Here is a 25,771-nt window from a genome sequence, read left to right as displayed (position 1 = left end):
CGACAGTCCCCTGTCTGTCTCACTCGCCAGTCAGCGACGATGTGCGCAAGCAGGAGGCTCTGGTCAAGCGACTATCACGTGGCGTTGGAACAGCAGTGAAAACAGCCCGTTGAGACACCGGCGAACAAAATACCACAACATGCACTGACCATTTGGTCAGATTCTTGCAGGAATCACAATACGACCTGTTACATTGATAGAGACAACAGCCTGCAGACCAACGCTCGTCGCCTGGATAGAACAGGCCCGCTGGCAAGACAGCCCCAGCCCGCCGGCAGCGTAGAACAGAGGACTTGAGCGTTGGAAGTACGCTGTACGCAACAAGGCACCACAATGACAATACGACCTGACAGGATGCCCGCATGATCGACTTCACCTTGAACGGGCGCGCGTGCCGACTGCCCACACCTGCACCGGGAACGAGCGTACTCGAAGTGCTGCGCACCTCACTTGGGCAAGACGGCACCAAGGAAGGCTGTGCCTCCGGCGACTGCGGCGCCTGCACCATTGCCTTGCAGGGGCCGGGCCACAATGTGAGCACCGCCAACGCCTGCCTGATGCCCGCCCACCAGCTGGCCGGCTGTGACTTGATCACCGTCGAGGGTCTGGCGGATGCCAGCCAGGCGCCAACCCTCTCGGCGGTGCAGCAGGCATTGGTCAGCACACACGCCAGCCAATGTGGCTTCTGCACCCCGGGCATCGCCATGAGCCTTGCGGTGCTGCATGCCCGTCATCAGCGCCAGATCGATCAGGGCGAAGTGATCGATGCCCGGCAACGCGACACCATGATCGACCATGCACTGGGCGGCAATCTGTGTCGCTGCACCGGTTATCGCCCGATCCGCGAGGCCGCTCACCGTCTGCTGCAAGGCGAATTCGGGCCAGCCTGCCTGCAGGACGCTGGCGATAGCACAGCGGAAGCGCACGACACCGCCCCTGATGACGAGCGAGACACCGGGCGTTTCTATCGGCCGGTCACCTTGCAGGCCCTGCTGGCGCTGCGCGCCGAGCGCTCGGATGCCACGCTGATCGCCGGTGGCACGGACCTGATGCTGGAGCACACCCAGCGCCTGCGCGACTTCCCGGCCTTGATCGACACCACCCAGGTCGCGGCGCTTGGCAAGATAGAGGAAGGCGAGCACGCCGGTCAGGCAGGCTGGTGGATCGGGGCAGCGGTCAGCTATCACCAGCTGATGCCGCTGCTGCGGGAGCATTACCCGGATGGCGCGGAGCTGCTCACGCGACTGGGCAGTGAACAGATCCGCCATCGTGGCACCCTGGGCGGCAATATCGGCAATGCCTCGCCCATCGGTGACATGCCGCCGCTGCTGATCACGCTGGACGCCTATATCCAGCTGATGAGCCAGGACAACGAGCGCATCCTGAAGCTCGAGGACTACTTCCTCGACTACAAGCGTACCCAGCTGATGCCGGACGAGATCATCCACTCGGTCTTCCTGCCGCGCCCGCTGCCCAACCAGCGGCTGGCGGTACACAAGCTGTCCAAGCGGCGTGACGATGACATCTCCACCCTGCTCGGCGTCTTCGCCTGGCGGCGTGACGCCAGCGGGCGCGCCCAGCACTGGCGCGTGGCCTTCGGCGGCATGGCCGGGGTTCCGGCCCGCGCCCCGCACCTGGAAGCACTGCTGACGCTGCAAGCGCTGGAATCTCTCACTCCCGCCAGGCTGACGGCGCAGACTCGCCAGCAGATCGAGCAGGCCGTGCAGGCCGATTTCTCACCGCTCAGTGACGTGCGCGGCTCACGCGAGTATCGCCTGCTGGCCGCCAGCCATCTGATTCCCCGCGTGGCCCAGCGCATCCTGAATGAGCGTCAGACCACGACTTCCCTCACGCCACTGGAGAGCCTCGATGCGTACCTTGCACAGTCTTGAGTCCGACGCCAGCGCCGCGCCGGCCGCCCCCGTTCTCCAGTCACGTCAGCATGAAAGCGCCCAGCGCCATGTCAGCGGCTCGGCGCGTTATGTGGATGACCTGCCACTGCCCACCGGCACGCTGCATCTGGCCATCGGCATGAGCGAGGTCGCGCACGCCACTCTGGATGCGCTGGATCTCGAAGCGGTGCGCCGTGCCCCCGGCGTGGTCTGCGTGCTCAGCGCCGCCGACATCCCCGGTCACAGCGATGTGGGGCCGGTCTTCCCCGGCGACCCGCTGCTGGTCAGTGACATCATCAGCCATCATGGTCAGGCACTGTTCGTGGTCGCCGCCGACAGCGAGCGCGCGGCACGTCAGGCGGCGCGACTGGCCAAGGTCGCCACCACGCCCCTGCCGGTGTGCCTCGACCCGCGCGAGGCGGCCAACCGCGGTGATCTGGTGCGCCCGACCCACACCCAGGCACGGCTTGCCAATGGTCGCGCCGGCGATCTCGACAGCATCAGCAACAAACTCGCCAAATCCGCCTGGCAATTGAGCGGTGAGCTGGAAAGCGGCGGCCAGGAACACTTCTATCTGGAGAGTCAAGCCGCACTGGCCTTGCCCGGCGAAGATGACGAGATGCTGGTGCACAGCTCCTCCCAGCACCCCAGCGAAGTCCAGAAGCTGATCGCCGAAGTGCTCGGCGTGCCCTTCCACGCCATCACGGTGGAGACCCGCCGCATGGGGGGCGGCTTCGGCGGCAAGGAAACCCAGGCCGCACCGGTGGCCTGTCTGGCCGCGATGATCGCTCGGCGCACGGGCCGCGCGGCACGCCTGCGGCTGGCACGCGCAGATGACATGCGCCTGACCGGCAAGCGCCACCCTTTCCACCACCGCTATGAATTCGGTGTCGATGACAGCGGGCGCATCGAGTCCGCCATCATCGAGCTGACCGGCGACTGCGGCCACTCGCCGGATCTTTCGGATGCCATCGTCGATCGCGCCATGTTCCATGCCGACAATGCCTACTACCTCGGCAATGCCCACGTGCGCGGCATTCGCGCACGCACCAATGTGGCGTCCAATACCGCCTTCCGCGGTTTTGGCGGCCCTCAGGGCATGTTGGCGGTCGAGTCCGCGATGGAGGATATCGCCCGGCGTCTGGGGCGTGACCCGCTGGAGATCCGCAAGCGCAATCTCTACTGCGAGGGCCGTGAGACCACGCACTATGGCCAACACGTCAATCAGCACCCGCTGTTGGCGACCCTGATCGATCAGCTCGAGGACAGTGGCCGCTACTGGGCGCGCCGCGCCGAGATACGCGCCTTCAATGCCGCCAATCCGGTGGTCAGGAAGGGGCTGGCGCTGACACCGGTCAAGTTCGGCATCTCCTTCACCGCCAAGCACCTCAATCAGGCAGGCGCCCTGGTGCATGTCTACACCGATGGCAGCGTGCAGGTGAATCACGGCGGCACCGAGATGGGCCAGGGCCTGCACACCAAGATCACCCAGGTCGCGGCGCGTGAACTGGGGCTGAGCGTGGACAAGGTACGCATCACCGCCACCCGCACCGACAAAGTGCCCAACACCTCGCCGACGGCGGCAAGCTCCGGCGCGGACCTCAACGGCATGGCGACGCGTGATGCCTGCCTGCGCCTCAAGATGCGCCTGCTCGACTTCGCCGCCGAGCATCTCGCCCAGCCACGCGTCAGCCTGAGCCTCACGGATGGCGAGCTGCATGGCCCGAGCGGTGTACTGATGACCTGGGGCGAGCTGATCCAGGCGGCATACCTGGAACGCATCTCACTGTCCGATAAGGGCTTCTATGCCACCCCGGATATCCATTACGATCGCGCCAGCGGCACCGGTCACCCCTTCTACTACTACGCCTTCGGCGCGGCGCTGTGCGAAGTGGTCGTCGATACGCTGAGTGGTGAATACCGCCTGGAAAGCGCCGAGATCCTGCACGATGTCGGTGATTCGCTCAATCCGGCCATCGACATCGGCCAGATCGAGGGCGGCTTCGTGCAGGGAATGGGCTGGCTGACGACGGAGGAGCTCAAGTGGAACGAGGATGGCCGGCTGCTCACCGATGGCCCGGCGACCTACAAGATTCCGGCGATCAGTGACGTGCCGGCTGGCGCGCTCAAGGTGCGCCTGCTGGAGGGACATCCCAACTCGGCCGCCAGCATCTATCGCTCCAAGGCGGTCGGCGAGCCGCCCTTCATGCTCGCCATCAGCGTGTGGGCGGCGTTGCGCGATGCGCTGGCCTCGCTGACCGACTATCGCCGCGCGGTGCGCCTGGATACCCCGGCCACGCCGGAGCGCGTGATGCTGGCGGCGCGCGAACAGCGTGACTGGCAGGAGCAGCACGACACTGCTGGCGCAGAGCCAACGCAGGTGCCGTCATGAATGTCGACAAGAGTGCCGTCATGAATGCAAAGAGTGCCGCGACCGGCCGCTGGTATCAGGCGCTCGCCGAGGCCCAGGCAGCATTGACGGCGCATGCACTGGCCACCGTGGTGACGGTGGCGGGCTCTGCCCCGCGTGGTGCCGGCAGCAAGATGCTGATCACCCCCGATACGCTGCACGACAGCCTCGGCGGCGGTCGGCTGGAGCAGCTGGTGGTGGAGCGCGCTCGCGGGATGCTGGCCCGGGGACAATCTGGCTGCCTGCTCGAGGAGATCGCGCTCGGCCAGCATGCCCAGCAATGCTGTGGCGGCCATGTGCAGGTGCTGATCGAGCTGTACCCGGCACTTGCGCCACGGCTGGCCCTGTTCGGCGCCGGCCATGTCGGGCAGGCGATCGTCACGCTGCTGGCACCGCTGGGCTGGCAGATCGACTGGCGGGACTCACGCCCCGAGCAGCTCACGGCCGCCACGACTCCCGCGGGTTGCGAGGGTCGTGTAGAACGTCAGGCGTTCAATATCCTGACTGACCTGCCGACCGCGAAAGCCGCGCCCGCCAGTGAATCACTGCCCGTGATGGCGGGCAGCCATGTGCTGGTATTGACCCATGACCATGTCGAGGACCAGGCGCTGATCGCCGCGCTCGCACCACGTGATGACCTGGCCTCGCTGGGGCTGATCGGTTCCAGCAGCAAGTGGGCGCGCTTTCGCCAGCGCCTGCGCAGCGATCTCGAGGAGCATCAGATCGCCCGCGTTCGCTGTCCGATTGGCGTGCCCGGCATTCCCGGCAAACGCCCTGAGGAAATCGCGATTGGCGTCGTCGCGGAACTGCTGCAGATCGAGGCGCGGCGCAGTGACGAAGCGGCCGTGAACTCGCCCGACAAGGCCACCGGACATGGCGCGTCTCTCCAAGGCACGTCAGCCCAGGGCACGTCACTGGACAGCCATGGGCTGACGCGTCAGGGTGCCCGCCAGCTGCGCGCCCATTTTGCTCCTGACGCGATGCACCAGACAGAAACGACACAGAAGGCCGAATGATGACTGACCAAGACACGTCGCACACTGCGGCCTGCCACCTGGATGAGCAGCGCCTGACGGCAGCCCTGCGCGCGGCCGCCAAGGACGCTTCCTGCGTCAGCCTACTGCGCGGAGCGCTGCTGCATTTCGTCGCCGACCCTGCAGACGCCATGCTGAGTGAGGCGGTCTCGAGCGATGGCAACGATAAGCAAGATAGCAATCAAGGAAACAGCAACAGCCGAGCCTCTGACATGGCGGCGACCCTGGCACGCGCCGTCGAACACTACACCGATGCGCTGCTGGTGATGCATGCAGGCCATGTGGTCGCCGTGGGGGATCATCGCTCGCTTGTCCGACATGAGGCCGTGGGCGAGCTGATGCGCCTGTCTCCGCCGCGTAACGTCGAAGGCCTGATGATGCCGGGCTTCATCGATACCCATGTGCACTTCCCGCAGCTGGATATCATCGCAAGCTACGGCCACTGCCTGATCGACTGGCTGAATACCTACACCTTCCCCGCCGAGCAGCGTTTCGCCGACCCCGCACATGCCGCCGAGGTCGCCGATGCCTTCCTCGATGCGCTGCTGTGTCATGGCTCGACCAGCGCCCAGGTGTTCGCCACCTCACATGCCACCAGTGCCGATGCCCTGTTCCGGGCTGCCCGGGCGCGCGACATGCGCGTACACGCCGGGCGCGTGATGATGGACCGCAATGCCCCGCCCGCTCTGCTGGACTCCGGGGTCACCGCGCTCAAGGACGATGAGCGCCTGATCGCCGACTGGCACGGGCGTGACCGCCTCGGCTATGTGCTGACGCCGCGCTTCGCGCCGACCTCCACGCCCGAGCAGCTGAAGGCTGCCGGCCAACTGCTCAAGAGCCAGCCGGACCTGCACCTGCAGACCCACCTGGCCGAGAATCTCGATGAGGTGAAGTGGGTCGCCGAGCTGTTCCCCGACGCTCGGGATTATCTGGCGGTCTATGAGGATGTCGGCCTGAGCCATGAGCGCACCACCTTCGCCCACGGTATCCACCTGGACGATGGCATGCGTCAGCGCATCGCGGATCAGGGCGCCAGCATCGCCTTCTGCCCGACCTCCAACCTGTTTCTCGGCAGCGGACTCTTCGATCGCGCCAGTGCCCGCGCCGTGGGCATGAACATCAGCATCGCCACCGATGTCGGCGGTGGCTCCAGCCTGTGTCAGCTGGAGAGCCTCAAGGCCGCCTATCAGATCGGCCAGCTTCACGGCGCTGTCGCCCATGATGTGGCGGGGCTTGAGTCACGCGCCAATCAACCGCTGACACCCTGGCAGGGCTTCTATCAACTGACGCTGGGCAATGCGCGGGCCATGCGTCTGCAAGACAAGGTCGGCAACCTGCGTCCGGGCATGGAAGCCGATGTCATCGTGCTCGACCCCGCTGCCACGCCCTTGCTGGCACGGCGCACGCGCTGGGGTCAGTCCAGCCAGGTATCGCTGCAGGAGGTGCTGTTCGCATTGATGATGCTGGGCGACGACCGCGTGATACGCGAAGTCCATGTGGCGGGCCAGTGCCGCAAGCTGCACGGCCTGATGCTGAGTGCTTCTTCTGAGACGCCATCCAGAGAGCCTGCCGCAGCATTAATGCCATGAAAGCATCACAGCGATGACAAGTAATTGACATATGGCACCAATTCTCGGGATTGGTGCCATTTTTTCATCTTAAAGATGCGCGCAACGCGGATACTCAACGCTGAATCCACTCGCTATGATGGCGACATCTTCTTCTACAAGTCTTTCCACAAGGCTTCTCACAAGGTCATGGACGCTCAGCGACTGGCCTGCCACTACGAGGACCATCATCATGACTCCCACCGCCATCATGCAACGTCGTTATTCCACCAAGGCCTTCGATCCGGCACGCAAGATCAGCGCCGCCGACTGGCAGGAACTGGAAAACGTGATGCGCCTGAGCGCCTCCAGCGTCAATTCCCAGCCGTGGCACTTCCTGGTGCTGGAATCCGACGATGCCAAGCAGCGCTTCGCGCGCGCCGGTACCGATGACAAGTACGCCTTTAACTCGCCGAAGATCACCGATGCGTCTCACGTCGTGCTGTTCTGCACTCGCTCCACCCTGGACGACGACTACCTGAACCACCTGCTGGACACCGAAGCGTCTGATGGCCGCTTCAAGAAGGATGACGAGTTCAGCGCGATGATGGACGGCGCGCGTCGTCTGTTCATCGACCTGCACCGTCATGACCTCAAGGACCTGCAGCACTGGATGGACAAGCAGGTTTATCTCAACTACGGCAGCCTGCTGTATGCCGCCTCCAGCCTGAACATCGATGCGGTGCCGCTGGAAGGCATCGACCGGGTGGCACTGGATGCGGAATTCGGCCTGCGCGAGAAAGGCTTCAACGCCCTGGTCGCCGTGAGCCTGGGTTACCGCGCCGCTGACGATTTCAATGCCGAGCTGCCCAAGTCCCGTCTGCCGGCAGACGAGATCTTCACTCGCCTGTAAGGCTCGCTCTCAAGGCCGGGCTCTCAGCAGCTGGCGCTCAAGAGCGGATTCTGAAGATCTGTTCACAGCAGCTGTCCGCAAGACATCGACGTGTCCGCCTTGCGGGCCAACGGCGGGCACGGGGGGGGCAAGTCGCTGCCCGTGCCCGCCGCATTGCATCCCGATGGCGGACATGCCACCTTTTCGAGGCAGACCAGCGCAGTGCATTCCCGGCGGCGATGGCCGGCTTGCGTGCCTGATTTATTTCGCCCATCCGTTACGTCCACTTCTTACGCCCACGACAGGATTCATGCCATGTCCATCAAGCTTATCGCGACACTGACCTTCCCCGCCGACCAGCAGGACAAGGCACGCGATGCTCTCGCCGAACTGGTCGAGAAGAGCCAGTCCGACAAGGGCTGCCTGCAGTACGAATTCTTCGCGATCGACAAGAACGTCGCGGAAGGTGAGCCAGTACCGGAAGGCGACTTCGTGGTACTGGAAGAATGGTGGGATGAAGACGCCATCGAAGCCCACGTGGCCACCGAGCACTTCCAGGGCTTCCTGAGCACCTTCGGCGAAGGTGAGATCAGCCTCAATATCCAGCGCCTGCTGACGCCCTGAGCCGCTGGGCGTACTTTCGCTCAGACAAGGCGCCGCGAGAGCAAAGACAGATCCCCGCCGGGCATCACGCCCGGCGGGGATCTTGCGTTTGTGGCACACGGGCCTGGCCTGCTCATCCCCTGGCCTGGCCGCGGGACACGCAACAAGTGATGGAAAAATCGATACGAGCACTGAACTTGGTTCACATCTTGCTTATAATTGGCTGCCCGCGCTGAACAATCCAGTGCCCGACACCATTTCCGCCATTGCACCGCGAGCAGAACAAGGAGCGTCACATGAGCCAATCCTCTTCCGATTCCAAGGGGATCGACGAACCACTGCTCGGCCTCGAAAGCTGCCCGTCGGTCCCCATCTCGGCCCTCGCCGGCGCCCAGCATCTGCTGGCCAGTCTGGCCGGTATCATTGCACCGACATTGATCATCACCAGCGCGCTGGGCCTCGATGCCTACACCGCCAGCCTGCTGTCGATGGCACTGGTGGTCTCCGGGGTCGCCACCTGGATCCAGTCCCAGCGCATCGGCCCGTTCGGCTCAGGGCTGTTGAGCATCCAGGGCACCAGTTTCAGCTTCGTGTCCGCGCTGATCACCGCCGGATTGATCGCTCGTTCGCAGAATGCCAGTGACGAACAGGTACTGGCGGTGCTGTTCGGCACCTGCCTGGCCGGCAGCCTGATCGAGATGGCGCTGGGCACGGTGCTGCCGTGGCTCAAGCGGGTCATCACGCCCGTGGTCACCGGCGTGGTGGTGATGCTGATCGGCCTGAGCCTGATCCAGGTGGGCATGACGGACATCGGCGGCGGCTTCGGCGCCGAGGACTTCGGTGCGCCCGCCAATCTGGCACTGGCCGGTTGTGTGCTGATCACGGTGCTGGCCTGTCAGGTCTCGCGTCATCCGTGGCTGAGAATCGCCTCCATCTTCATCGGCATGGCCGTCGGCTGCATCATCGCCGCCATCGGTGGCCTCTATGATGCACCGCAGCTGGCCGATGCCGCCCTGCTGGCCCTGCCGCATCCGGCGACCCTGAATACAGGCTTCGATTTCTCGCTGGCCGCCTTCCTGCCGGTGGCCTTCATCTTCATGATCACCGCCATCGAGACGGTCGGTGACCTCACCGGCAGCGCACGCGCCTCGGGTCTCGCCGTGGATGATGAGCTACACCAGAAGCGTCTGCGCGGCGGCGTGCTGGGCGATGGCCTGAATTCCGCACTCGGCGCGCTGGCCGGCACCTTCCCCAACACCACCTTCAGCCAGAACACCGGCGTGATCCAGCTGACCGGCATCGCCAGCCGCCATGTGGGCCGCTACGTGGCCGGCTTCCTGCTGCTGCTGGGCCTGTCGCCCTTCATCGCCACCCTGCTGACCCAGATGCCGCGCCCGGTGCTCGGTGCCACCACCACGCTGATGTTCGCGCTGATCGCGGTGTCCGGCATCCGCATCCTGATGGCGCAGCCCATCGGGCGTCGCGAGATGATGATCATCGCGCTGGCCCTGGGGCTGGGGCTTGGCGTCGGCATGGTGCCGGATGTGCTGAACGCCATTCCGGGCGCCTTCGCCGATGCGCTGCGCTCGCCGATCACCATGGGCGGCCTGACCGCCATCATCGCCGAGCTGCTGCTGCCGAAGATGGAAGACGCCGAGGTGTTCAACCCAAAAGCGAGTGAGCGTGAGTCCACCGACAGCATCAGCGCGGACCAGGAACACGCCTGACCCGCAGGCGCAGCGATGAGACATGAAAAGACCGGCGCATCATTGGCCGGTTTTTTCATGTCGGTCTCCCTCTTCATGCCAGTCGATGACGCTCACAAGCGGCGCCAGCCTCGCACTTCGGGCGTCGGTCGTCCAATCTCCACAGCAATGAGGCAGACTGCATGGGGTTGTTCATGCCGTCCCCACCCTTCAAGCAGTTTTACCATCAACACTCTTGCAATCAGCACCCTGACAATCAGCACTCACAGATTTGAACGCGCCATTGCGCACCGGAGCCAGACACAAGGAACGTATCGCTCATGCTGAATACTCGACTCATCTCATCAAATGCGCCGGGCTTGTGCGCGCCTACCCGCTCGCGCATGGCGCTGAAGGCCCTGCTGGGGGCTGCACTGCTCAGTACGCTGAGTGCCTGTGCCAGCCAGGCGGGCCATGAATGGCAGGCCGACACCACCTATCACCTGACGGTGCTGCACACCAACGACCACCACGGCCGCTTCTGGCAGAGCAGTGATGGCGAATACGGCATGTCGGCGCGCAAGACGCTGGTCGACCGCATCCGCGCCGAGGTGGAATCCGCAGGTGGCAGCGTGCTGCTGATGTCGGGTGGCGACATCAATACCGGCGTGCCGGAATCCGATCTCCAGCAGGCCGAACCCGACTTCAAGGGCATGAACCGCATCGGCTACGACGCCATGGCGGTGGGCAACCATGAATTCGACAACCCGCTGGCGGTGCTGCTAAAGCAGCGCGACTGGGCCGACTTCCCGATGCTGGCCGCCAATATCTACGACAAGACCAGCGGCGAGCGCCTGTTCGCGCCCTGGAAGATCTTCGATGAGCATGGCATCCAGATCGCGGTGATCGGCCTGACCACCGAAGACACCGTGCGTATCGGCAACCCCGAATACTTCAGCGATCTCGACTTCCGTGACCCCAAGGAAGAGGCGCGCAAGGCCATCGAGGAGCTCAACGAGCATGAGCAGCCGGACCTGATCTTCGCCGTCACCCACATGGGCCACTATCAGAATGCCGAGCATGGCATCAATGCGCCGGGCGATGTCTCGCTGGCGCGCTATCTGCCCTACGGCGAACTGGACATGATCGTCGGTGGCCACTCCCAGGAGCCGGTCTGCATGGAGGGTGCCAACCGGATGGCGGACTTTGCACCCGGCGATGATTGCCAGCCGGACCGCCAGAACGGCACCTACATCGTGCAGGCGCATGAATGGGGCAAGTACGTGGGACGCGCCGATTACGAGTTCCGCAATGGCGAGCTGACCATGGTCAACTATCAGCTGATTCCGGTGAATCTCAAGAAGACCGTCGAGGAGAATGGCGAGCGCAGGAAGGTGCTGGTCGCGGAGGAAATTGCCGAAGACAGCGAGCTGCGCGAATTCCTGCGCCCCTATCAGGAAAAGGGTCAGGCGCAGCTCAACGTCACGGTCGCGCAGAGCAACGGCAAGCTGGAAGGCGATCGCGACGTGGTGCGCTTTGCCCAGACCAACCTGGGACGTCTGATCGCCACCGCCGCCATGCAGGCCGGCAAGGCCGACTTCGGCGTGATGAACTCAGGTGGCGTACGCGCCTCGCTGCCCGCGGGCGAGATCACCTACAAGGATGTGCTGACCGTGCTGCCCTTCGGCAACACCGTGGGGGTCGTGACCATGTCAGGTAGCGAGGTGCTCGAGTATCTCGAGGCGGTGGCCACCCAACCGGTGGACTCCGGCGCCTATGCCCAGTTCGCCGGCGTCAGCCTGCGCGTCAATCGCGCAGAAGGCAGCGTCTCCGACGTGATAATTCAGGGCCAGCCATTGGCCATGGACGCCCAGTATCGCTTCACCGTCCCGAGCTTCAATGCCGCCGGCGGGGATGGCTATCCGAAGGTCACTGACCTGCCGGGTTACCTGGATACCGGCTTCGTCGATGCCGATGTGCTCAAGGCCTATCTTGCCGAGCAGAGCCCGATCGACGTCACGGCATACGCGCCCCAGGGCGAGATCGTCTATCAGTGACGCTTGAGGCTTCTGCTCTAAACATGCACATGACAACGGGACGCCTTGGCGTCCCGTTGTCATTTCCAGAGCCGGAATATCCTCGCCAGGGCTGCAGTCGGACTATACAAGTGCGGATCGCACAGGTTTGATACGACATGCGCACCACTACAACAAAGACCGTCGAGACCCTGGCCCATGAACCTCAACCGCACCGACAGTGAGCTGCTCAACCTGCTGATCAAGGACGGTCGCATGTCCTACGCCGATATCGCCCGCAAGCTCGGCATTTCGCGTGCCCATGCGCGCAGCCGCGTCCAGGCGCTGGTCGAGAGCGGCGTGATCGAACAGTTCACCGCCGTCATCAACCCCGACAAGCTCGGCAAGGGCATCTCCACCTTCGTGGACCTGACCGTCGCTCCCAGCGCCATCGAACGCATCGCCGAGGAGCTTTCCGCCTGCGTCGAGGTGGTCAGCCTCTATATCATGAGCGACCTGAAAAGCCTGCACATCCACACCCTCACCGACAGCTACGAGGCCTTCGATGCCTTCGTGCGCGCGCATATCTTCAATCGCGACGAGATTCTCTCCGTCGACTGCAAGTCGCTGATGACGCGCGTGAAGCATCGGCGTGGTGGCGCGCGGCTATGACATCTCTGCCTCTCTTTGTCTTTGTCTTTGTCTTTGTCTTTGTCTCTGCCTCTGTCTCTGCCTCTGTCTCTGCCTCTGTCTCTGCCTCTGACGCCGCAGCACCGGACGGCGCCGGGGCTGTCATTTCACTCGTCACCTCACATATCACTGCAAGCGTCACTGCAAGCATCACTGCAACCTTGCCAGCCCGCGCAGCAGCCGTAGCGCGACCCACAGAAAGCCCAGCGGGAACAGTACCGTCTGGGTGATGAACAGCATGGTCAGGTCGATCACCTTGTCGGTCATCGCATCAAAGCCCTGGGTGACACTGGTGATCGGCCCGCCGACCCAGCCTTCCATGCTGCCCTTGAACTGCTGCCACCAGCTGCGCTCCTCGTGCGCGCCACCTACCTGCTTGTCGGCGACTTCCGCCAGCTGCTGCTGCGTCACGCTCAACTGCGCCATCTGGGTATCGCGACTGTCATCGAGAAAGGCCTGACCCGCGGCGCCGCTGGCCAGCGCGACACTCAGCACCGCGAAGCGCAGTGCGATGCCCCACAGGGCCACGCGCAGGATAGCCACCTGCCACCAGCGCTGGCGGGGATGCATCCCATCGACCGATTGGCGACTGCCGGTAAGTAGCCCGAGAGCCGCCAGCAGGCAGGCACCGCTGGCGAAGGCCTTGATGATCAGCGAGCCGGAGATGCCCAGCAGCAGCTTCTGTAGCGCCAGCGAGCCGGTCGCCGCGAACATCACCCACGAAAAGCGCTCGATCATGTCATTGGCGGGGTCCAGCGCTTCCCCGGGCGAGACCTGAAAGACCTGCAGATCGATGGTCGAGGACTGCAGTACCGAGATGGTCGCGTTCAGGCCCTTGGCGATGGCGAAGGCACTGAACGCCTGACCCAGAGTGGCGTCGAGGAAATCCAGCGCCCACTGCTGCGGCATCTCCCACCAGGCAAGCACCGCCATCACCACCAGGATGGCGACCAGCAGGATGCGCGGCACCTGAGCCCCTCCTGGTGCCCCGGGCGTGGCGGGCAGGCGAGGCCCGGCAGTCTTCGTCACGCAGGTGGATGCGGCGGCAGGCGAAGACTCCGAGCGGGTGGCGGGCTCTTCAGGCTCATGAGGTGACATCTAACGCTCCATCAGGACAAAGCCGCATGATGCCACCAGCCACTCAGACTGTCGTCTATGGCGCCTCGCATGAAGACTCGATGTGGGCGTACCGAGTCTTATTGACCTGCTCTGATTGACCGATTCTGAGCGCCCCTATCCAGGTGCACCATGATCGATCGCACGCACCATCAGGTCGCGAGCATGACAATTGATCATCCCTACCCCACATTCGTGAGCCAGATGTCACCCTCCCCGTCGCTATCGGTGAACAAATGCCGCGCCAGGCGTCATCTTCTGACATTTGTCAGGCCCTGAACTTTGCCAATCAGCGCTGCCACGGCCTCACTTGGGCAACGCCAGGGGCGCGCTCACGCTCTATCAGCGAAACACAACGCCCAGAATTTCCATGCAATCGATTGAAAATAAAGAATAAATCTCCCTGCGCGCCAAATGGCACACGCCTTGCAATGTCTTCCACGTAGCCCACTGACAAATGGCAGCCTTCTGGCTGACAAATGACAGGCAACGCTACTCAAGAACATGCAGAAACACCTACACAACAAGATCGCCGGCCTCGATGTCGGCATGCCGTACAGGCACCCCTTGAGACAGAAGACTCTTTCACACAGAGCATTCAAAGCAGTCTGTCGCAAGGGCATTACTGGTCATCCGTCCGCAGGAGATCCTCCCATGACATTCGATCGTCGCAAGTTCCTGGGTGCCGCACTGGCAACCTCAACCGCTGGACTCGTGATGGGTGCGCCCGCCATCGTGCGCGCGGAATCCAACAAGACCTATCAATGGAAGATGACCAATGCCTATGGTCCGGGCTCGCCCTTCTATGTCGAGGGTCCGGGCAGTCCGACCGACTTCTGCCGCAAGGTGGAGGCCATGTCGGGCGGGCGCATGAAGATCCAGCACTTCGCGGCCGGTGAACTGATTCCGGCCCTGGAGGGCTTCAATGCCGTCGCCAGTGGCGTGGTGGAGATGAACGCCGGCAATGCCTACTTCTGGGCCGGCAAGATTCCCGCCGCCCAGTACTTCACTACCGTGCCCTTCGGCATGAATACCCAGGGCATGAACGCCTGGCTGTATCACGGTGGCGGCCTGGAGCTGTGGCATGAGCTCTACGCCCCCAAGGGGCTGATCGCCTTCCCGATGGGCAACACCGGCGTGCAGATGACCGGCTGGTTCCGCAAGCCGATCAATACGGTCGAGGACTTGAAGGGTCTGAAGATGCGCATCCCCGGGCTGGCCGGCAAGGTCTACGCCGAACTGGGCGTGGCCGTGCGTCTATTGCCCGGCGGAGAGATCTTCCCGGCGCTGGAACGTGGCGTCATCGATGCCGCCGAGTTCGTCGGCCCCTATCAGGATCGCCGCCTGGGGCTGCAGAAGGCCGCCAAGTATTACTACACCACCGGCTGGCATGAGCCGACCAACGTCACCGAGCTGATGATCAACAAGGCAGCCTGGGAGGGCCTGCCCGAGGACCTGCAGGCCATCGTCAAGGCCGCCGCCCAGGCGTGCAACGTCGAGAGCCAGGCCTGGTGCGAATCGGTGAATGCCGAGGCGCTCAATGATCTGGTCGACAACGAAGGCGTCACCGCCCAGCCGCTGCCGGACGCGGTGGTAGCGCGCCTGAAGGAAGTCACCGAGAAGACGCTGACCGACATGGCGGCGGCCGATCCGGACACCGCGCGCGTCCACGAGTCCTTCATGGCCTTCCGCGACCAGCACAAGGAATGGGCCGCCGTCAGCGAGAAGACCTTCCTGGCGCTCTGACGCCTGTCGTCCTGAGTCTCGCGGCTCGCGGCTCGCGGCTCGCATCTGTCGACTCATGTCTCGCGTTCAGACCCGTCGCCCGATGAACTCGCCCTTCGCTGCGCTGCGGGGGCGAACTCAAGATACAAGCCCCGAGCGCAAACGCCTTTTTCCGTCTTCCTGCTTCCCTGTCCAACGCCACGACCTGTCCCGTCGTGGCGTTCATGAGGCCATGCCATGCTGTACGTCATCCATTTTCTCGAGGGCATCATCGAGCGACTGGGCGTCATCGCCCGTTACTCGCTGTTGGCGCTCGTGTTGCTGGTCGCCAGCAACGTGCTGCTGCGTTACTTCTTCAGCATCAGCCCCGTGCCACTCCAGGAATTCGAGTGGCACCTGATTTCTCCCATCGCGCTGCTGGGCATCTCCTACGCCCTCAAGCATCGCGCCGACGTTCGCGTCGATGTCTTCTACGACCGTTTCTCCCTCAAGGGCCGCGCGCTGGTGGACCTGATCGGTGCGCTGATGACCATCGCCATCGGCGCCGCCATCGCCTGGCTGGGCCTGAGCTACACCGAGCAGTCCTGGCAGCTGATGGAAGGCTCGCCCGACCCCGGCGGCCTGCCCTATCGCTATCTGCTCAAGGCCTTCATTCCCCTCGGGTTCGCCGCGCTTGCGCTGCAAGGCGTGGCAGATTGCCTGCGCGCGCTGCTGGTACTGTCCGGCAAGCCCGTCGACGGTGACCTGGAACGCGAGGTGACGCCATGAGCCCGAACGAGTGGATCGCGCTGGCCATGATCGGCGGTTTTCTGGTCCTGATGCTGATCGGCATTCCGGTCGCGATTTCCCTGGCCGTGGCCGGTTTCGTGGCGGGGCTGGCGGGCTTTGGCCCGTTGCTGTTCAGTCTGATGCCGGCCCGTCTGTATGGCGTGGTCACCAACTACACCCTGCTGGCGATCCCCTTGTTCGTCTTCATGGGGGTCATGCTCGAGAAATCGCGGGTCGCCGAGGACATGCTCGAGACCATCGGGCGCGCCATGGGCGGCGTGAATGGCGGCATGGGCATCGCGATCATTCTGGTCGGCGTGCTGATGGGTGCCTCCACAGGCATCGTCGGCGCGACGGTGGTCACCGTCGGCATGCTGACGCTGCCGACCCTGTTGCGGCGCGGCTATCACCCGGGCGTGGCCTCGGCCACCATCTGTGCCTCCGGCACCCTGGGGCAGATCATTCCGCCGAGTCTGGTACTGATCCTGCTCTCGGAAATTCTCGGCGAATCCGTCGGCACCCTGTTTGCCGCCGCCTTCGTACCGGGGCTGGCCATCGCCGTCATCTATATCGTCTATCTACTGGTGCTGGGCTGGTGGAAGCCGGACCTCGTCCCGGCCATCCCGGAAGAGGAGCGCGCCGCCGCCGGTGGCATGAAGGAATTGCTGCGTGATCTGGCCCGTAGCGTGATCCCGCCGCTGATGCTGGTGTTCGCGGTGCTCGGCTCGATCCTGGGTGGCGTGGCCGCTCCCACCGAAGCGGCCTCGATGGGGGCGTTGGGCAGCATGCTGATCGCGCAGCTGGCGCGGCGTCTCAACTTCACCATGCTCAAGGCCTGTCTGCATTCGACCCTGACCATCACCGCCATGGTCTATTTCATCCTGCTATGCGCGCAGCCCTTCTCGCTGGCCTTCCGCGGCCTTGGCGGCGAGAACATGGTGCATGACCTGTTCAACCTGCTGCCGGGCGGCGAGCTGGGCGCACTGATCTTCCTGATGGTGATACTGTTCGTGCTCGGCTTTTTCCTCGAGTGGATCGAGATCAGCTATATCGCGCTGCCGATGTTCCTGCCGGTCTTCATCGGCTATGGCACCGACATGGTGTGGCTGGGCGTGCTGGTGGCGATGAATCTGCAGATGTCCTTCCTGACGCCGCCCTTTGGCTGGGCGTTGTTCTTCCTCAAGGGCGTCGCTCCCCCCGAAGTCACCACCCGCCATCTGTATCTCGGTGTGCTGCCCTTCGTGGGCCTGCAGGCTGCGGCAGTCGTGCTGCTGTTCTGCTTCCCGGGTCTCGCTACCTGGCTGCCGGAAGCGATCGGTTGGTAAGCCGGCCAGCCATGTACCGGCGCGGTTCGGGACGCTTGACGGGTGATTCAGCGCAAAGGCCATTGGAAAGGTAATTCAGCAACGCGTAATGTCTTGTGGCCTGCCCACCGGCTCGCCTCCCCTGGAGACAGCACACCCGCCAGCGCTCCAGGGACATGCATCGACTGCCGATGGCGTTCATCGGCAACCTTCATCAGCAATGAACCACCCCGCGCCATACGGGGGCGACAAGGAAACACCATGGAACTGTTCTCAGCCTATCCACTGCACTGGATTCTCGGCCTGATCGCCGCACTGATCGTCACCGGCATGATTGCCGGCGTGATGGCCGGCCTGCTGGGGGTCGGCGGCGGCATCGTCATCGTGCCCGTGCTCTTTCACCTCTTCAGCCTGCTGGGCGTCGATGAAGCGGTGCGCATGCACCAGGCCGTCGGCACTTCACTGGCGACCATCATTCCCACCTCGATCATGTCGGCCAGGGCGCATTACGCCAAGGGCAATCTGGACCCGGCGATTCTCAAGCGCCTGCTGCCGGGCGTGATCATCGGCGTCATCATCGGCGGCCTGCTCTCCAACCTGTTCAGCGGTGCGGTACTGATGGGGCTGTTTGCCACCGTGGCCTTCCTGGTCGCGCTCAACATGTTCCGCCGTCAGTCCACCGTGCTGGGCACTGGCCTGCCGGGCCCGCTGGGCAGCGGCGCACTGGGCACCTTCATCGGTGGCGTCTCGACGCTGATGGGCATCGGCGGCGGCACCCTGAGCGTGCCGACCCTGAGCACCCTGGGCACCCCGATGCACCTGGCCGTCGGCACGGGCGCGGCGCTGGGTCTGGTGATCAGCCTGCCGGGCACCGCAAGCTTCCTGCTCAATGGCATCGGTGAACCGAACCTGCTGCCGGGCTCCATCGGCTACGTCAACCTGCTCGGCTTCGCCGCCATCGTGCCGGCCACCATGCTGTGCGCCCCGATCGGCGCGAAGCTGGCCCACGCGATGGACGCCGCCAAGCTCAAGAAGGTCTTCGCCATCTTCCTGATGTTCACGGCACTGCGCATGTTCTACGACCTGTTCACCGGTAGCTGAGACGCACTGGACGCTCAATAACAACAACGGAATCCTCAGGAGCAAGACGCCATGATTCATACCCGACGTGGTTTTGGCGGCGCCTGCGCCGCGCCCCATCATCTGGCGGCGCAAGCGGGCCGCGATATCCTGCGCGATGGTGGCAACGCCATCGAGGCGATGGTCGCGATGGCAGCGACCATCGCGGTGGTCTACCCCCACATGAACGGCATCGGCGGTGATGGCTTCTGGCTGATCAAGCGCCCGGGACTGGCGCCGCTGGCGATCGATGCCTGTGGCCCGGCGGCAGGGCTTGCCAGCCGCGAGTTCTATGCCGAGCACGGCCATGGCTTCGCGGCTGACAGTGAGGGGGCCGCCCCCTTGGCCAACGGCAGCAGCATCCCGACCCGCGGACCGCTGTCGGCCTTGACCGTGGCCGGCACCATCGGCGGCTGGCAGGAGGCGCTGGCCTTCTCTGCCGAGACCTCGGCGGATGAGCGCTCGCCCCTGCCGCTCTCGACACTGTTGAGCCACGCCATCCGGCATGCCAATGATGGCGTGGCCGTCAGCGCCAGCCAGAAGGCACTCAGCGAAAAACATCTGGCCGTGCTCTCGCAGCAGCCCGGCTTCGCTGAGCGCTATCTGGGTCAGAGTGAGTCAGGTGAGCCGATCGCGCTGGAAGAAGGCGCGCGACTGCGTCAGCCGGCGCTGGCCGCGACGCTCTCGCGTCTGGCAGATGCCGGACTCGATGACTTCTATCGTGGTGAACTTGCGACCCGCATGGCACAGGAACTGGAAGCCGCCGGCAGCCCGCTGCGCCTGGCAGACCTCAACGGCTATCGCGCCCAGCGCGTCACGCCGCTCAAGGTCCGCCTGCGTGACAGTGAGGTATACAATCTGCCAGCGCCGACCCAGGGCCTCGCGACGCTGATGATTCTGGGGCTCTACGATGCATTGAGCGCGACGCATGGCATCAGCGAAGCGGACGGCAACACCCCGCGTCACCTGCATGCGCTGATCGAAGCCACCAAGCGCGCCTTCCTGGTACGCGACAGCCTGATCACCTCGCCGGAATGCATCGAGGGGGCGCTCGAGGGCAGCCTCGAAGGCAGCATCGCCACGCAACAGGCACAGCTTTCTCCGGAGGCCCTTGCCCGCCAGGCCGAGATGATCGACATGCAGTCCGCGCTTGGCTGGCCGCACGAGCCCGCCGAAGGCGACACTATCTGGATGGGCGCGACGGACAGTGACGGCACCACCGTCAGCTTCATCCAGAGCGTCTATTGGGAGTTCGGCAGTGGCGTGGTGCTGCCCAGCAGCGGCGTGATGTGGCAGAACCGTGGGCTGGCGTTCGACCTGGCGCCGGACAGACTGCGCAGCCTGGCACCGGGCCGCAAGCCCTTCCATACCCTCAATCCGTCACTGGCCTGCTTCGATGATGGCCGCGTGATGGCCTTCGGCACCATGGGCGGTGAAGGCCAGCCGCAGACTCAGGCGGCTGTCTTCACGCGCATCGCCCGCCACGGCATGTCATTGCAGGCCGCGATCAGCGCACCGCGCTGGCTGCTCGGCCGCACCTGGGGCGATGTCAGCACCAGCCTCAAGCTCGAATCGCGCCTCGCGGGCGAAATGGCTCAGACACTCGCGGCCATGGGCCACGAAGTGGAAGTCCTCGATGAGGCCTTCAGCGACACGCTGGGGCACGCCGGCGCCGTGATGTGCCACCCGGATGGGCAGGTCGAGGCGGCCCACGACCCGCGCAGTGATGGTGGCGCGGCACTGACGTGATGCAAACCGGCCAGTGTCATGTCACGAACTGGCCGGCTTCTTGCTTGATTTGATGGGGGATGAAGCCTTTCGTCTGACTACCGCCTCCACCCCATGCTGAGCATCAATCGCCACACAAAACGACAAGGAGAACTGACCTCTTAAATTTAGATATTCCTTATTCATGAATAATGAAAGATTGAAAAACGACCTTCATTTCCACTCATAACAACGACAGAGCGACTCACCACAATGACAACAGCTGACTTCATGACTCCCCGCCGCCTTGTAGCTGCCATCTCGATCGCCGCCTGTTCCCTGGCCTATGGCATTCAGGCCAACGCCGCGGAACACCCGGGGGTGAAAATCTATGCCACCGGCGGCACGATTGCGGGTAGCTCTGCCTCCTCCACGGACACCACCAACTACAAATCCGGCAGCCTGGGGGTGCAAGCGCTGCTGGACGCCGTACCAGAACTGGCCGATGTCGCCGAGGTGACCGGTGAACAGATCGCCAACACCGGCAGCAGCAATATCGATCAGGAAATCCTGCTCAAGCTGTCGAAGGCGATCAATGAAGAGCTCGCGACGGACGCCACCCACGGCGTGGTCATCACCCACGGTACCGACACGCTGGAGGAGACCGGCTTCTTCCTGGATCTCACCGTCGACAGTGACAAGCCGGTGGTAATGGTCGGCGCCATGCGTCCGGCGACTGCCATCAGTGCCGATGGCCCCTTCAACCTGCTGGAGGCGGTCACCCTGGCAGCCGATGAAGGCGCGGAGGGACGTGGGGCGATGATCGTGCTCAACGACCGCATCGGCTCGGCGTATTACACCACCAAGACCAATGCCATCATGATGGACACCTTCAAGGCGACCGAGCAGGGTTACCTCGGTGCCTTCATCAGCGGCAAGCCGCACTTCTATTACACACCGGCGACACCGACCGACAAGCCTCGCTTTGACGTGACATCCCTCGATGGCCTGCCGAAGGTTGATATCATCTACGCCCACCAGGAGATGGACCCGGCGCTGTTCACCGCCGCCCTCGACAACGGTGCCAAAGGCATCGTGATCGCCGGCAGCGGCAATGGCTCGATTCCAGAGACCGTCAAGCCGCTGGTCAAGCAGGCCATGGCGGATGGCATCCCGGTCGTGCGCAGCACCCGTACCGGCAATGGTATCGTCAGTGCCAAGGAAGAAGGCATCGGCAGTGGCGCCCTCAATCCTCAGAAGGCGCGCATTCTACTCTCGCTGGCGCTGACGGAGACCGATGACATGGACAAGGTGCGTGGCTACTTCGAGTGAGCCGGCAGTCACATGACGAAACGTGACTGACTATCAATGCAAAAAGGGACTGCTCAGGCAGTCCCTTTTTGCTGCGTCACCCGTTTATCGAGGCGTGGAATGCTATCGCTCCTTCAAGGCGCGTTGCGCTGCGAGGGGCTGCGCGTGAAGGCGCCGGGGCGCTTCTCACCGTCTTCGCTCTCGTGATAACGCCTGGCGGCATTCGCCCACCAGGCAAGTTGTTCGAAGGCGCGCTCGAGATAGCCGCCCCATTCCTGGGCATCCTGATTCTCGGCGTAGCCGCCATCTTCATTGAGCACTTCCTGCGCCCGAGGCACGTGAATCATCGCCGAGACCGGCAAGCAGCCCAGCTCCGAGAGGAAGGTGCGCATGTTGACTGCTGCGCGTACCCCGCCCCACTGTCCTGCAGAGTAAGTCGCGATCACAGAGGGCTTGTAGGAGTAAAGCGAGCTGCCGAAGTGATTCAGAAGATTGGCCAACGCCGGACTCATGGAATGGTTGTACTCGGGGCTGACCATCACGTAACCATCCGCCGCTTCGATCTGCTGGGCGAGATTGAGCAAGTCCTGAGGGGCATTGCGCTGCGCATAGGAGAACAGCGGCTTGAAGGGGTCTGCCAGATCGTAATCGAGTGGATCGATCAGCACCGCCTCATGGCCACTTTCCTCGAGCTGTGCGACGCAGCACCTGGCAACCCTTTCCCCAAGACGTGCAGGTGCGGGGGGTGTGCTGGTCCGCACCGACCCCAGAAAGACCAGAATCTTCAGTGCCATTGCTCTCTCCTTGTTGCGAGCCACATGAATTGGATTCCTGTGCTCGATATTCACTCTTGCATTGCATCATATCCCGGACTCTGAACACCGGTGCGCTGCATCGCAAGATACTGCATCAATCTTCAGTTTGCGCCTGACACAGATCACGAATGTGCATATCCAGCCATGCATGCCCTTACATGAATTTTCTGCCACGAACTTCTTGCCTGCGGCTTTACCACCTTCCCCATTCTTTCCTTGTTTGCTGCGCCAGCACCCTTCCAATCCCCGCAGGGGCATGACCTGCTGGCATGAACCATATCACCCTCAGTATCTGCAATTGGCGACTGATGCCCCTCTGCGAAGGTAGCGTGTCGGAGTCTTTGGTGTTGCGGCAGCAGACCCGCCATTTCTCATGACAATACCGATCTCGCATCTCGTGGGGCCAAGGCTTCAAGGCCATACACAAGTCAGTCCCAGGCAATGCGGTAAAGCGCAGCTTCATCTCTTTTTGCCTCATGTTAGCCGCCCATATCGAGATTATCGTGACATGCGGACATCATCCGCCACGGCGGTTTCATTTCGTCGGTGCGCTGACAATCCTGCTATCTGGGCCATCTTCGCCATAGCCAACTCCGCGTCATGATGCTGCAACAAACATGCACTAAAACTAATTAAGTGTTAGCTTCGTCATCCCAAGAGCATGAGAAAACTAACCAACCTCATGACACGAGGAGACAGAAAGGGAATGCAAGACACTCAGGACATTGCCGTCATCCAGCAGTTCACCGCTTCTTTTACGCATCAGACCCATCGAGAGACAGTGTCTTTCTTTGGTCACAATCACCCGCTCTTCCGCCAGGTGCGCACGCTACGTGAAGACCACCACAGCGCCTCGAAGGCCTATCTACAGAAGCACCGTGATCACGATGATGTGATCGACAGCAACAGCCAGCATATCTGCCTGATGGACACCCAGCACGACACCCTACTGGGCAGCATTCGCGTCACCCCCGGTAGTCTCGAGTCGCGCACGCTCTTCGATGACAGCGATGCGGTGTCCATCCCGGAGGGCGCCATCTATGAGTTCAGCCGGCTGGTAATGGCCCCGGAGGCCAAGCGATTCGCCCATGGCAATCTGCTGATGGCTGCTGCGGCACGTCATGTCAGATCCCGAAAAGGCGATGGCATTCTGGCCTTGTGCAAACGCGCCAACATGAAGATCTTCAAGCGTTTCGGTCTGGCGCCACTGCACGATGCCACGCTCAGGACTGACAAGAACCTGGGAGAACTCTACATGGTGTATGCCAGCATGGAGACCATCATGCACACGGCGAAACAGCGCTATTCCTCGCCCGAGCAAGCGCCACAGCCAGCGGAACTCTCACCAGACGCTACCTCGCTCTCGCCGGGCCCGGGCCTCGCAAGCCAATCGCTCTGAACCTAGAACGCTCACCAGCACCGCGTCGCCCGCCAGTCTGTGCGCTGACAGTTCGCGTCTGATCTTGCGCGCATTACCCGGGGCCAAGCCGCCTTCCCCCTGATTTACCATCCCCTCTTGCAGTCGCTGAGGCTTTGCACCACTATTGAATGATAATGATTATCATAATCATGGCGATTTGCTTAAAGAAATCGATATCCGGTCACGGGAGGGCCTCATGGACGAATGGAAGCGTGAAACACAGGCAGGCAATGCATTGTTCGAACAGGGCGACTACGCCATGGCAGAGCAGCACTATCTCAGCGCCTGCCATTTTGCCGACATCTTTCTGATGCCCTGTGCAGACCCGGATGGCGGCGTCGCGGCACTGGTCGTGAGCTACCAGAATCTGGCGGAGCTCTACCGCGCCCAGGGCCAACACCCGCAAGCGATGCGCTCCCTCCAGGCTGCTCATGCGCGCCTCTCCCATGCGCTCTCCGCCCCGGGTCTGTGCCATGCCCATCAACAGGCCTTGCTGCGCGGCAGCGGCCAGGTACGCACGGAGATCATGAACACCGTGCAATGGCTCGGCGTTTCCACGCGACGGACTCACCAGGCGAACCCCGCGGGACACTCCACGACGCGGGTCCATCACTGACTCTCACCCTCACAGGAGATACGGCATGAAGAAAACCCTTACCGCGAGCGGACTGCTGTTGCTGACCGCCGCCAATACGGCCCTGGCCCACCCGGGACATGACCACAGTGACTGGAGCAGCCCGCTCGTTCACACCCTGTTCTATGGCGCCATCGCAGCCGTCATCGGTACCGCGTTCTTCGTCATTCGTCAGTCGCGTCACAAGCGCCAGAACACTCAGCAAAAGGAGGATTGAGCATGATTCACGCCCTGCTCCGCGGCATTGACCGCCTGGTATCAGTCCCTGCGGCTTCCGCGCACTGTGATATTCCCTGCAAGATCTACGACCCGTCTGCTGCGCAGATCGCCGCACTCAGCGTGATTCGCTTCATGGATCTCATCAATGAGCTGGGCCAGAAGGACAGCCTGACGCTGGCAGATCAGGCCTTGTTGGCGCGTCTGGTGGAGCAGAAGGAAAGCCACGCCGAGAAAGCCAAGCATGAGATCCGCATCATCTGGGGCGATTACATCAAGCAACCGCAGCGTGATGCCTATCCCAACATCGATGCGCTGGTCCACAGCATCATGCTGGCTGGTTCTGTCTGCAAACAAGGCATCGAACGCGACAAGGGCGAGAAGCTGCTGACCCTCATCAACGAGTTCGCGGCGGCGTTCTGGGATACCAAGGGTGTCACGACCTTTACCGCGACCTGCCCGTATCCGCCATCTGAAGATGTCGCCTATCCGAAGCTGGATTGAGGCAACGACATGATGCGCCTAAGAACTGATGAAGAGTGAATTGATCAAGAGTGAACGGATGCCGATCGGACTCTATCGCATCAATGGACTCAGCATGTCTCCCGGCCTTGCGCCGGGAGATTATGTCGTGACGCTGAAACGCTGGAAATCGCGCTATCGCATCGGCGATATCGTGGTAGCACAGCATCCCCAGTTCGGCCGCATCATCAAGTGCATCCGCGCAATACAACCAGACGGCATGCTCTGGCTGGAAGGCACCCATCCTGACAGTACCTCTACTGACAAGATGGGCTTGATGAGGCGCGAGCGGATCCAGGGGCGAGTGATTCGATCCATTTCTCAAAGCACTATGTGAGACTTTTCA

The 25,771-nt window shown here is 63.0% G+C and carries 22 protein-coding genes; 20 read left to right on the top strand and 2 right to left on the bottom strand.

Annotated elements, in window-relative coordinates; genetic code table 11:
* Nucleotides 1–362: 362 nt before the first annotated feature.
* The 9 genes from CLAM6_RS08200 (at nt 363) to CLAM6_RS08160 (ending at nt 12,750) form a co-directional block, all read left to right on the top strand.
* Nucleotides 363–1,892 carry a xanthine dehydrogenase small subunit gene (locus CLAM6_RS08200; protein ID WP_153635708.1) on the top strand — a complete coding sequence of 510 codons (1,530 nt, stop codon included), beginning with the start codon at nt 363–365 and terminating at the stop codon, nt 1,890–1,892.
* Nucleotides 1,870–4,284: a xanthine dehydrogenase molybdopterin binding subunit gene (xdhB, locus tag CLAM6_RS08195; RefSeq protein WP_153635707.1), complete on the top strand. Its 2,415-nt coding sequence runs from the start codon at nt 1,870–1,872 to the stop codon at nt 4,282–4,284. Before CLAM6_RS08200 ends, xdhB begins: the two co-directional genes overlap by 23 nt.
* Before the next feature lie 20 nt (nt 4,285–4,304).
* Nucleotides 4,305–5,318 (top strand): xanthine dehydrogenase accessory protein XdhC, encoded by a 1,014-nt coding sequence (gene xdhC / locus CLAM6_RS08190; protein ID WP_153635706.1) that lies wholly within the window; start codon nt 4,305–4,307, stop codon nt 5,316–5,318.
* Nucleotides 5,315–6,925 carry a guanine deaminase gene (gene guaD / locus CLAM6_RS08185; protein ID WP_242007786.1) on the top strand — a complete coding sequence of 537 codons (1,611 nt, stop codon included), beginning with the start codon at nt 5,315–5,317 and terminating at the stop codon, nt 6,923–6,925. Before xdhC ends, guaD begins: the two co-directional genes overlap by 4 nt.
* 211 nt (nt 6,926–7,136) lie before the next feature.
* Nucleotides 7,137–7,796, top strand: a complete 660-nt coding sequence (gene nfsB, locus CLAM6_RS08180; protein WP_153635705.1) for an oxygen-insensitive NAD(P)H nitroreductase — start codon at nt 7,137–7,139, stop codon at nt 7,794–7,796.
* 294 nt (nt 7,797–8,090) lie between these two features.
* The gene (locus CLAM6_RS08175; RefSeq protein WP_052384416.1) at nt 8,091–8,399 is read left to right on the top strand and encodes a putative quinol monooxygenase; all 309 of its coding nucleotides are present in this window, start codon (nt 8,091–8,093) and stop codon (nt 8,397–8,399) included.
* Nucleotides 8,400–8,674: 275 nt separating this feature from the next.
* Nucleotides 8,675–10,105 carry a uracil-xanthine permease family protein gene (locus CLAM6_RS08170; protein WP_063124266.1) on the top strand — a complete coding sequence of 477 codons (1,431 nt, stop codon included), beginning with the start codon at nt 8,675–8,677 and terminating at the stop codon, nt 10,103–10,105.
* A gap of 299 nt (nt 10,106–10,404) precedes the next feature.
* Entirely contained in the window at nt 10,405–12,120 is a 1,716-nt protein-coding gene (gene ushA, locus CLAM6_RS08165; protein ID WP_153635704.1) for a bifunctional UDP-sugar hydrolase/5'-nucleotidase UshA, read from the top strand.
* Between the two features lie 177 nt (nt 12,121–12,297).
* Complete coding sequence (locus CLAM6_RS08160) at nt 12,298–12,750, top strand: Lrp/AsnC family transcriptional regulator (protein ID WP_043332694.1); 453 nt, start codon at nt 12,298–12,300, stop codon at nt 12,748–12,750.
* A 168-nt stretch (nt 12,751–12,918) separates the two neighbouring features.
* Here CLAM6_RS08160 and CLAM6_RS08155 read toward each other — a convergent pair whose 3' ends face one another.
* Nucleotides 12,919–13,737 carry a hypothetical protein gene (locus CLAM6_RS08155; protein ID WP_153635703.1) on the bottom strand — a complete coding sequence of 273 codons (819 nt, stop codon included), beginning with the start codon at nt 13,735–13,737 and terminating at the stop codon, nt 12,919–12,921.
* 801 nt (nt 13,738–14,538) lie between these two features.
* On the opposite strand from CLAM6_RS08155, the gene CLAM6_RS08150 reads away from it, so the two are divergent.
* The 6 genes from CLAM6_RS08150 (at nt 14,539) to CLAM6_RS08125 (ending at nt 21,839) form a co-directional block, all read left to right on the top strand.
* Complete coding sequence (locus CLAM6_RS08150) at nt 14,539–15,630, top strand: TRAP transporter substrate-binding protein (RefSeq protein WP_043332696.1); 1,092 nt, start codon at nt 14,539–14,541, stop codon at nt 15,628–15,630.
* Between the two features lie 216 nt (nt 15,631–15,846).
* Nucleotides 15,847–16,377, top strand: coding sequence for a TRAP transporter small permease subunit (locus CLAM6_RS08145; RefSeq protein ID WP_054556072.1), 531 nt, complete (start codon nt 15,847–15,849; stop codon nt 16,375–16,377).
* Nucleotides 16,374–17,702 (top strand): TRAP transporter large permease, encoded by a 1,329-nt coding sequence (locus CLAM6_RS08140; RefSeq protein WP_153635702.1) that lies wholly within the window; start codon nt 16,374–16,376, stop codon nt 17,700–17,702. The genes CLAM6_RS08145 and CLAM6_RS08140 overlap by 4 nt, the downstream gene beginning before the upstream one ends.
* A 240-nt stretch (nt 17,703–17,942) precedes the next feature.
* Nucleotides 17,943–18,782 (top strand): sulfite exporter TauE/SafE family protein, encoded by an 840-nt coding sequence (locus tag CLAM6_RS08135; protein WP_054556070.1) that lies wholly within the window; start codon nt 17,943–17,945, stop codon nt 18,780–18,782.
* A 51-nt stretch (nt 18,783–18,833) separates the two neighbouring features.
* Entirely contained in the window at nt 18,834–20,549 is a 1,716-nt protein-coding gene (locus tag CLAM6_RS08130; RefSeq protein ID WP_153635701.1) for a gamma-glutamyltransferase family protein, read from the top strand.
* Nucleotides 20,550–20,798: 249 nt separating this feature from the next.
* Complete coding sequence (locus tag CLAM6_RS08125) at nt 20,799–21,839, top strand: type II asparaginase (protein ID WP_153635700.1); 1,041 nt, start codon at nt 20,799–20,801, stop codon at nt 21,837–21,839.
* 113 nt (nt 21,840–21,952) lie between these two features.
* On the opposite strand, the gene CLAM6_RS08120 is transcribed toward CLAM6_RS08125, so the two are convergent.
* Complete coding sequence (locus CLAM6_RS08120) at nt 21,953–22,612, bottom strand: NADPH-dependent FMN reductase (protein WP_242007785.1); 660 nt, start codon at nt 22,610–22,612, stop codon at nt 21,953–21,955.
* A 727-nt stretch (nt 22,613–23,339) separates the two neighbouring features.
* Between CLAM6_RS08120 and CLAM6_RS08115 the strand changes: the two genes are divergently transcribed.
* The 5 genes from CLAM6_RS08115 to CLAM6_RS08095 all read left to right on the top strand — a co-directional run bounded on the left by CLAM6_RS08115 (nt 23,340) and on the right by CLAM6_RS08095 (nt 25,762).
* The gene (locus tag CLAM6_RS08115) at nt 23,340–24,032 is read left to right on the top strand and encodes a hypothetical protein (protein WP_153635699.1); all 693 of its coding nucleotides are present in this window, start codon (nt 23,340–23,342) and stop codon (nt 24,030–24,032) included.
* A 217-nt stretch (nt 24,033–24,249) separates the two neighbouring features.
* Complete coding sequence (locus CLAM6_RS08110) at nt 24,250–24,669, top strand: tetratricopeptide repeat protein (protein ID WP_153635698.1); 420 nt, start codon at nt 24,250–24,252, stop codon at nt 24,667–24,669.
* Between the two features lie 25 nt (nt 24,670–24,694).
* Nucleotides 24,695–24,904 (top strand): hypothetical protein, encoded by a 210-nt coding sequence (locus tag CLAM6_RS08105; protein WP_153635697.1) that lies wholly within the window; start codon nt 24,695–24,697, stop codon nt 24,902–24,904.
* Between the two features lie 2 nt (nt 24,905–24,906).
* On the top strand, nt 24,907–25,407 hold the full coding sequence (sodN, locus tag CLAM6_RS08100) for a superoxide dismutase, Ni (RefSeq protein ID WP_153635696.1): 501 nt from the start codon (nt 24,907–24,909) through the stop codon (nt 25,405–25,407).
* A gap of 58 nt (nt 25,408–25,465) precedes the next feature.
* The gene (locus CLAM6_RS08095) at nt 25,466–25,762 is read left to right on the top strand and encodes a S26 family signal peptidase (protein WP_172978659.1); all 297 of its coding nucleotides are present in this window, start codon (nt 25,466–25,468) and stop codon (nt 25,760–25,762) included.
* Nucleotides 25,763–25,771 lie beyond the last annotated feature (9 nt).

The sequence above is a fragment of the Cobetia sp. AM6 genome, assembly GCF_009617955.1.
Classification (GTDB): Bacteria; Pseudomonadota; Gammaproteobacteria; order Pseudomonadales; family Halomonadaceae; genus Cobetia; species Cobetia amphilecti.
Note: the sequence above shows the minus strand (reverse complement) of the source record. Positions and strands in the feature narration are given on the sequence as shown.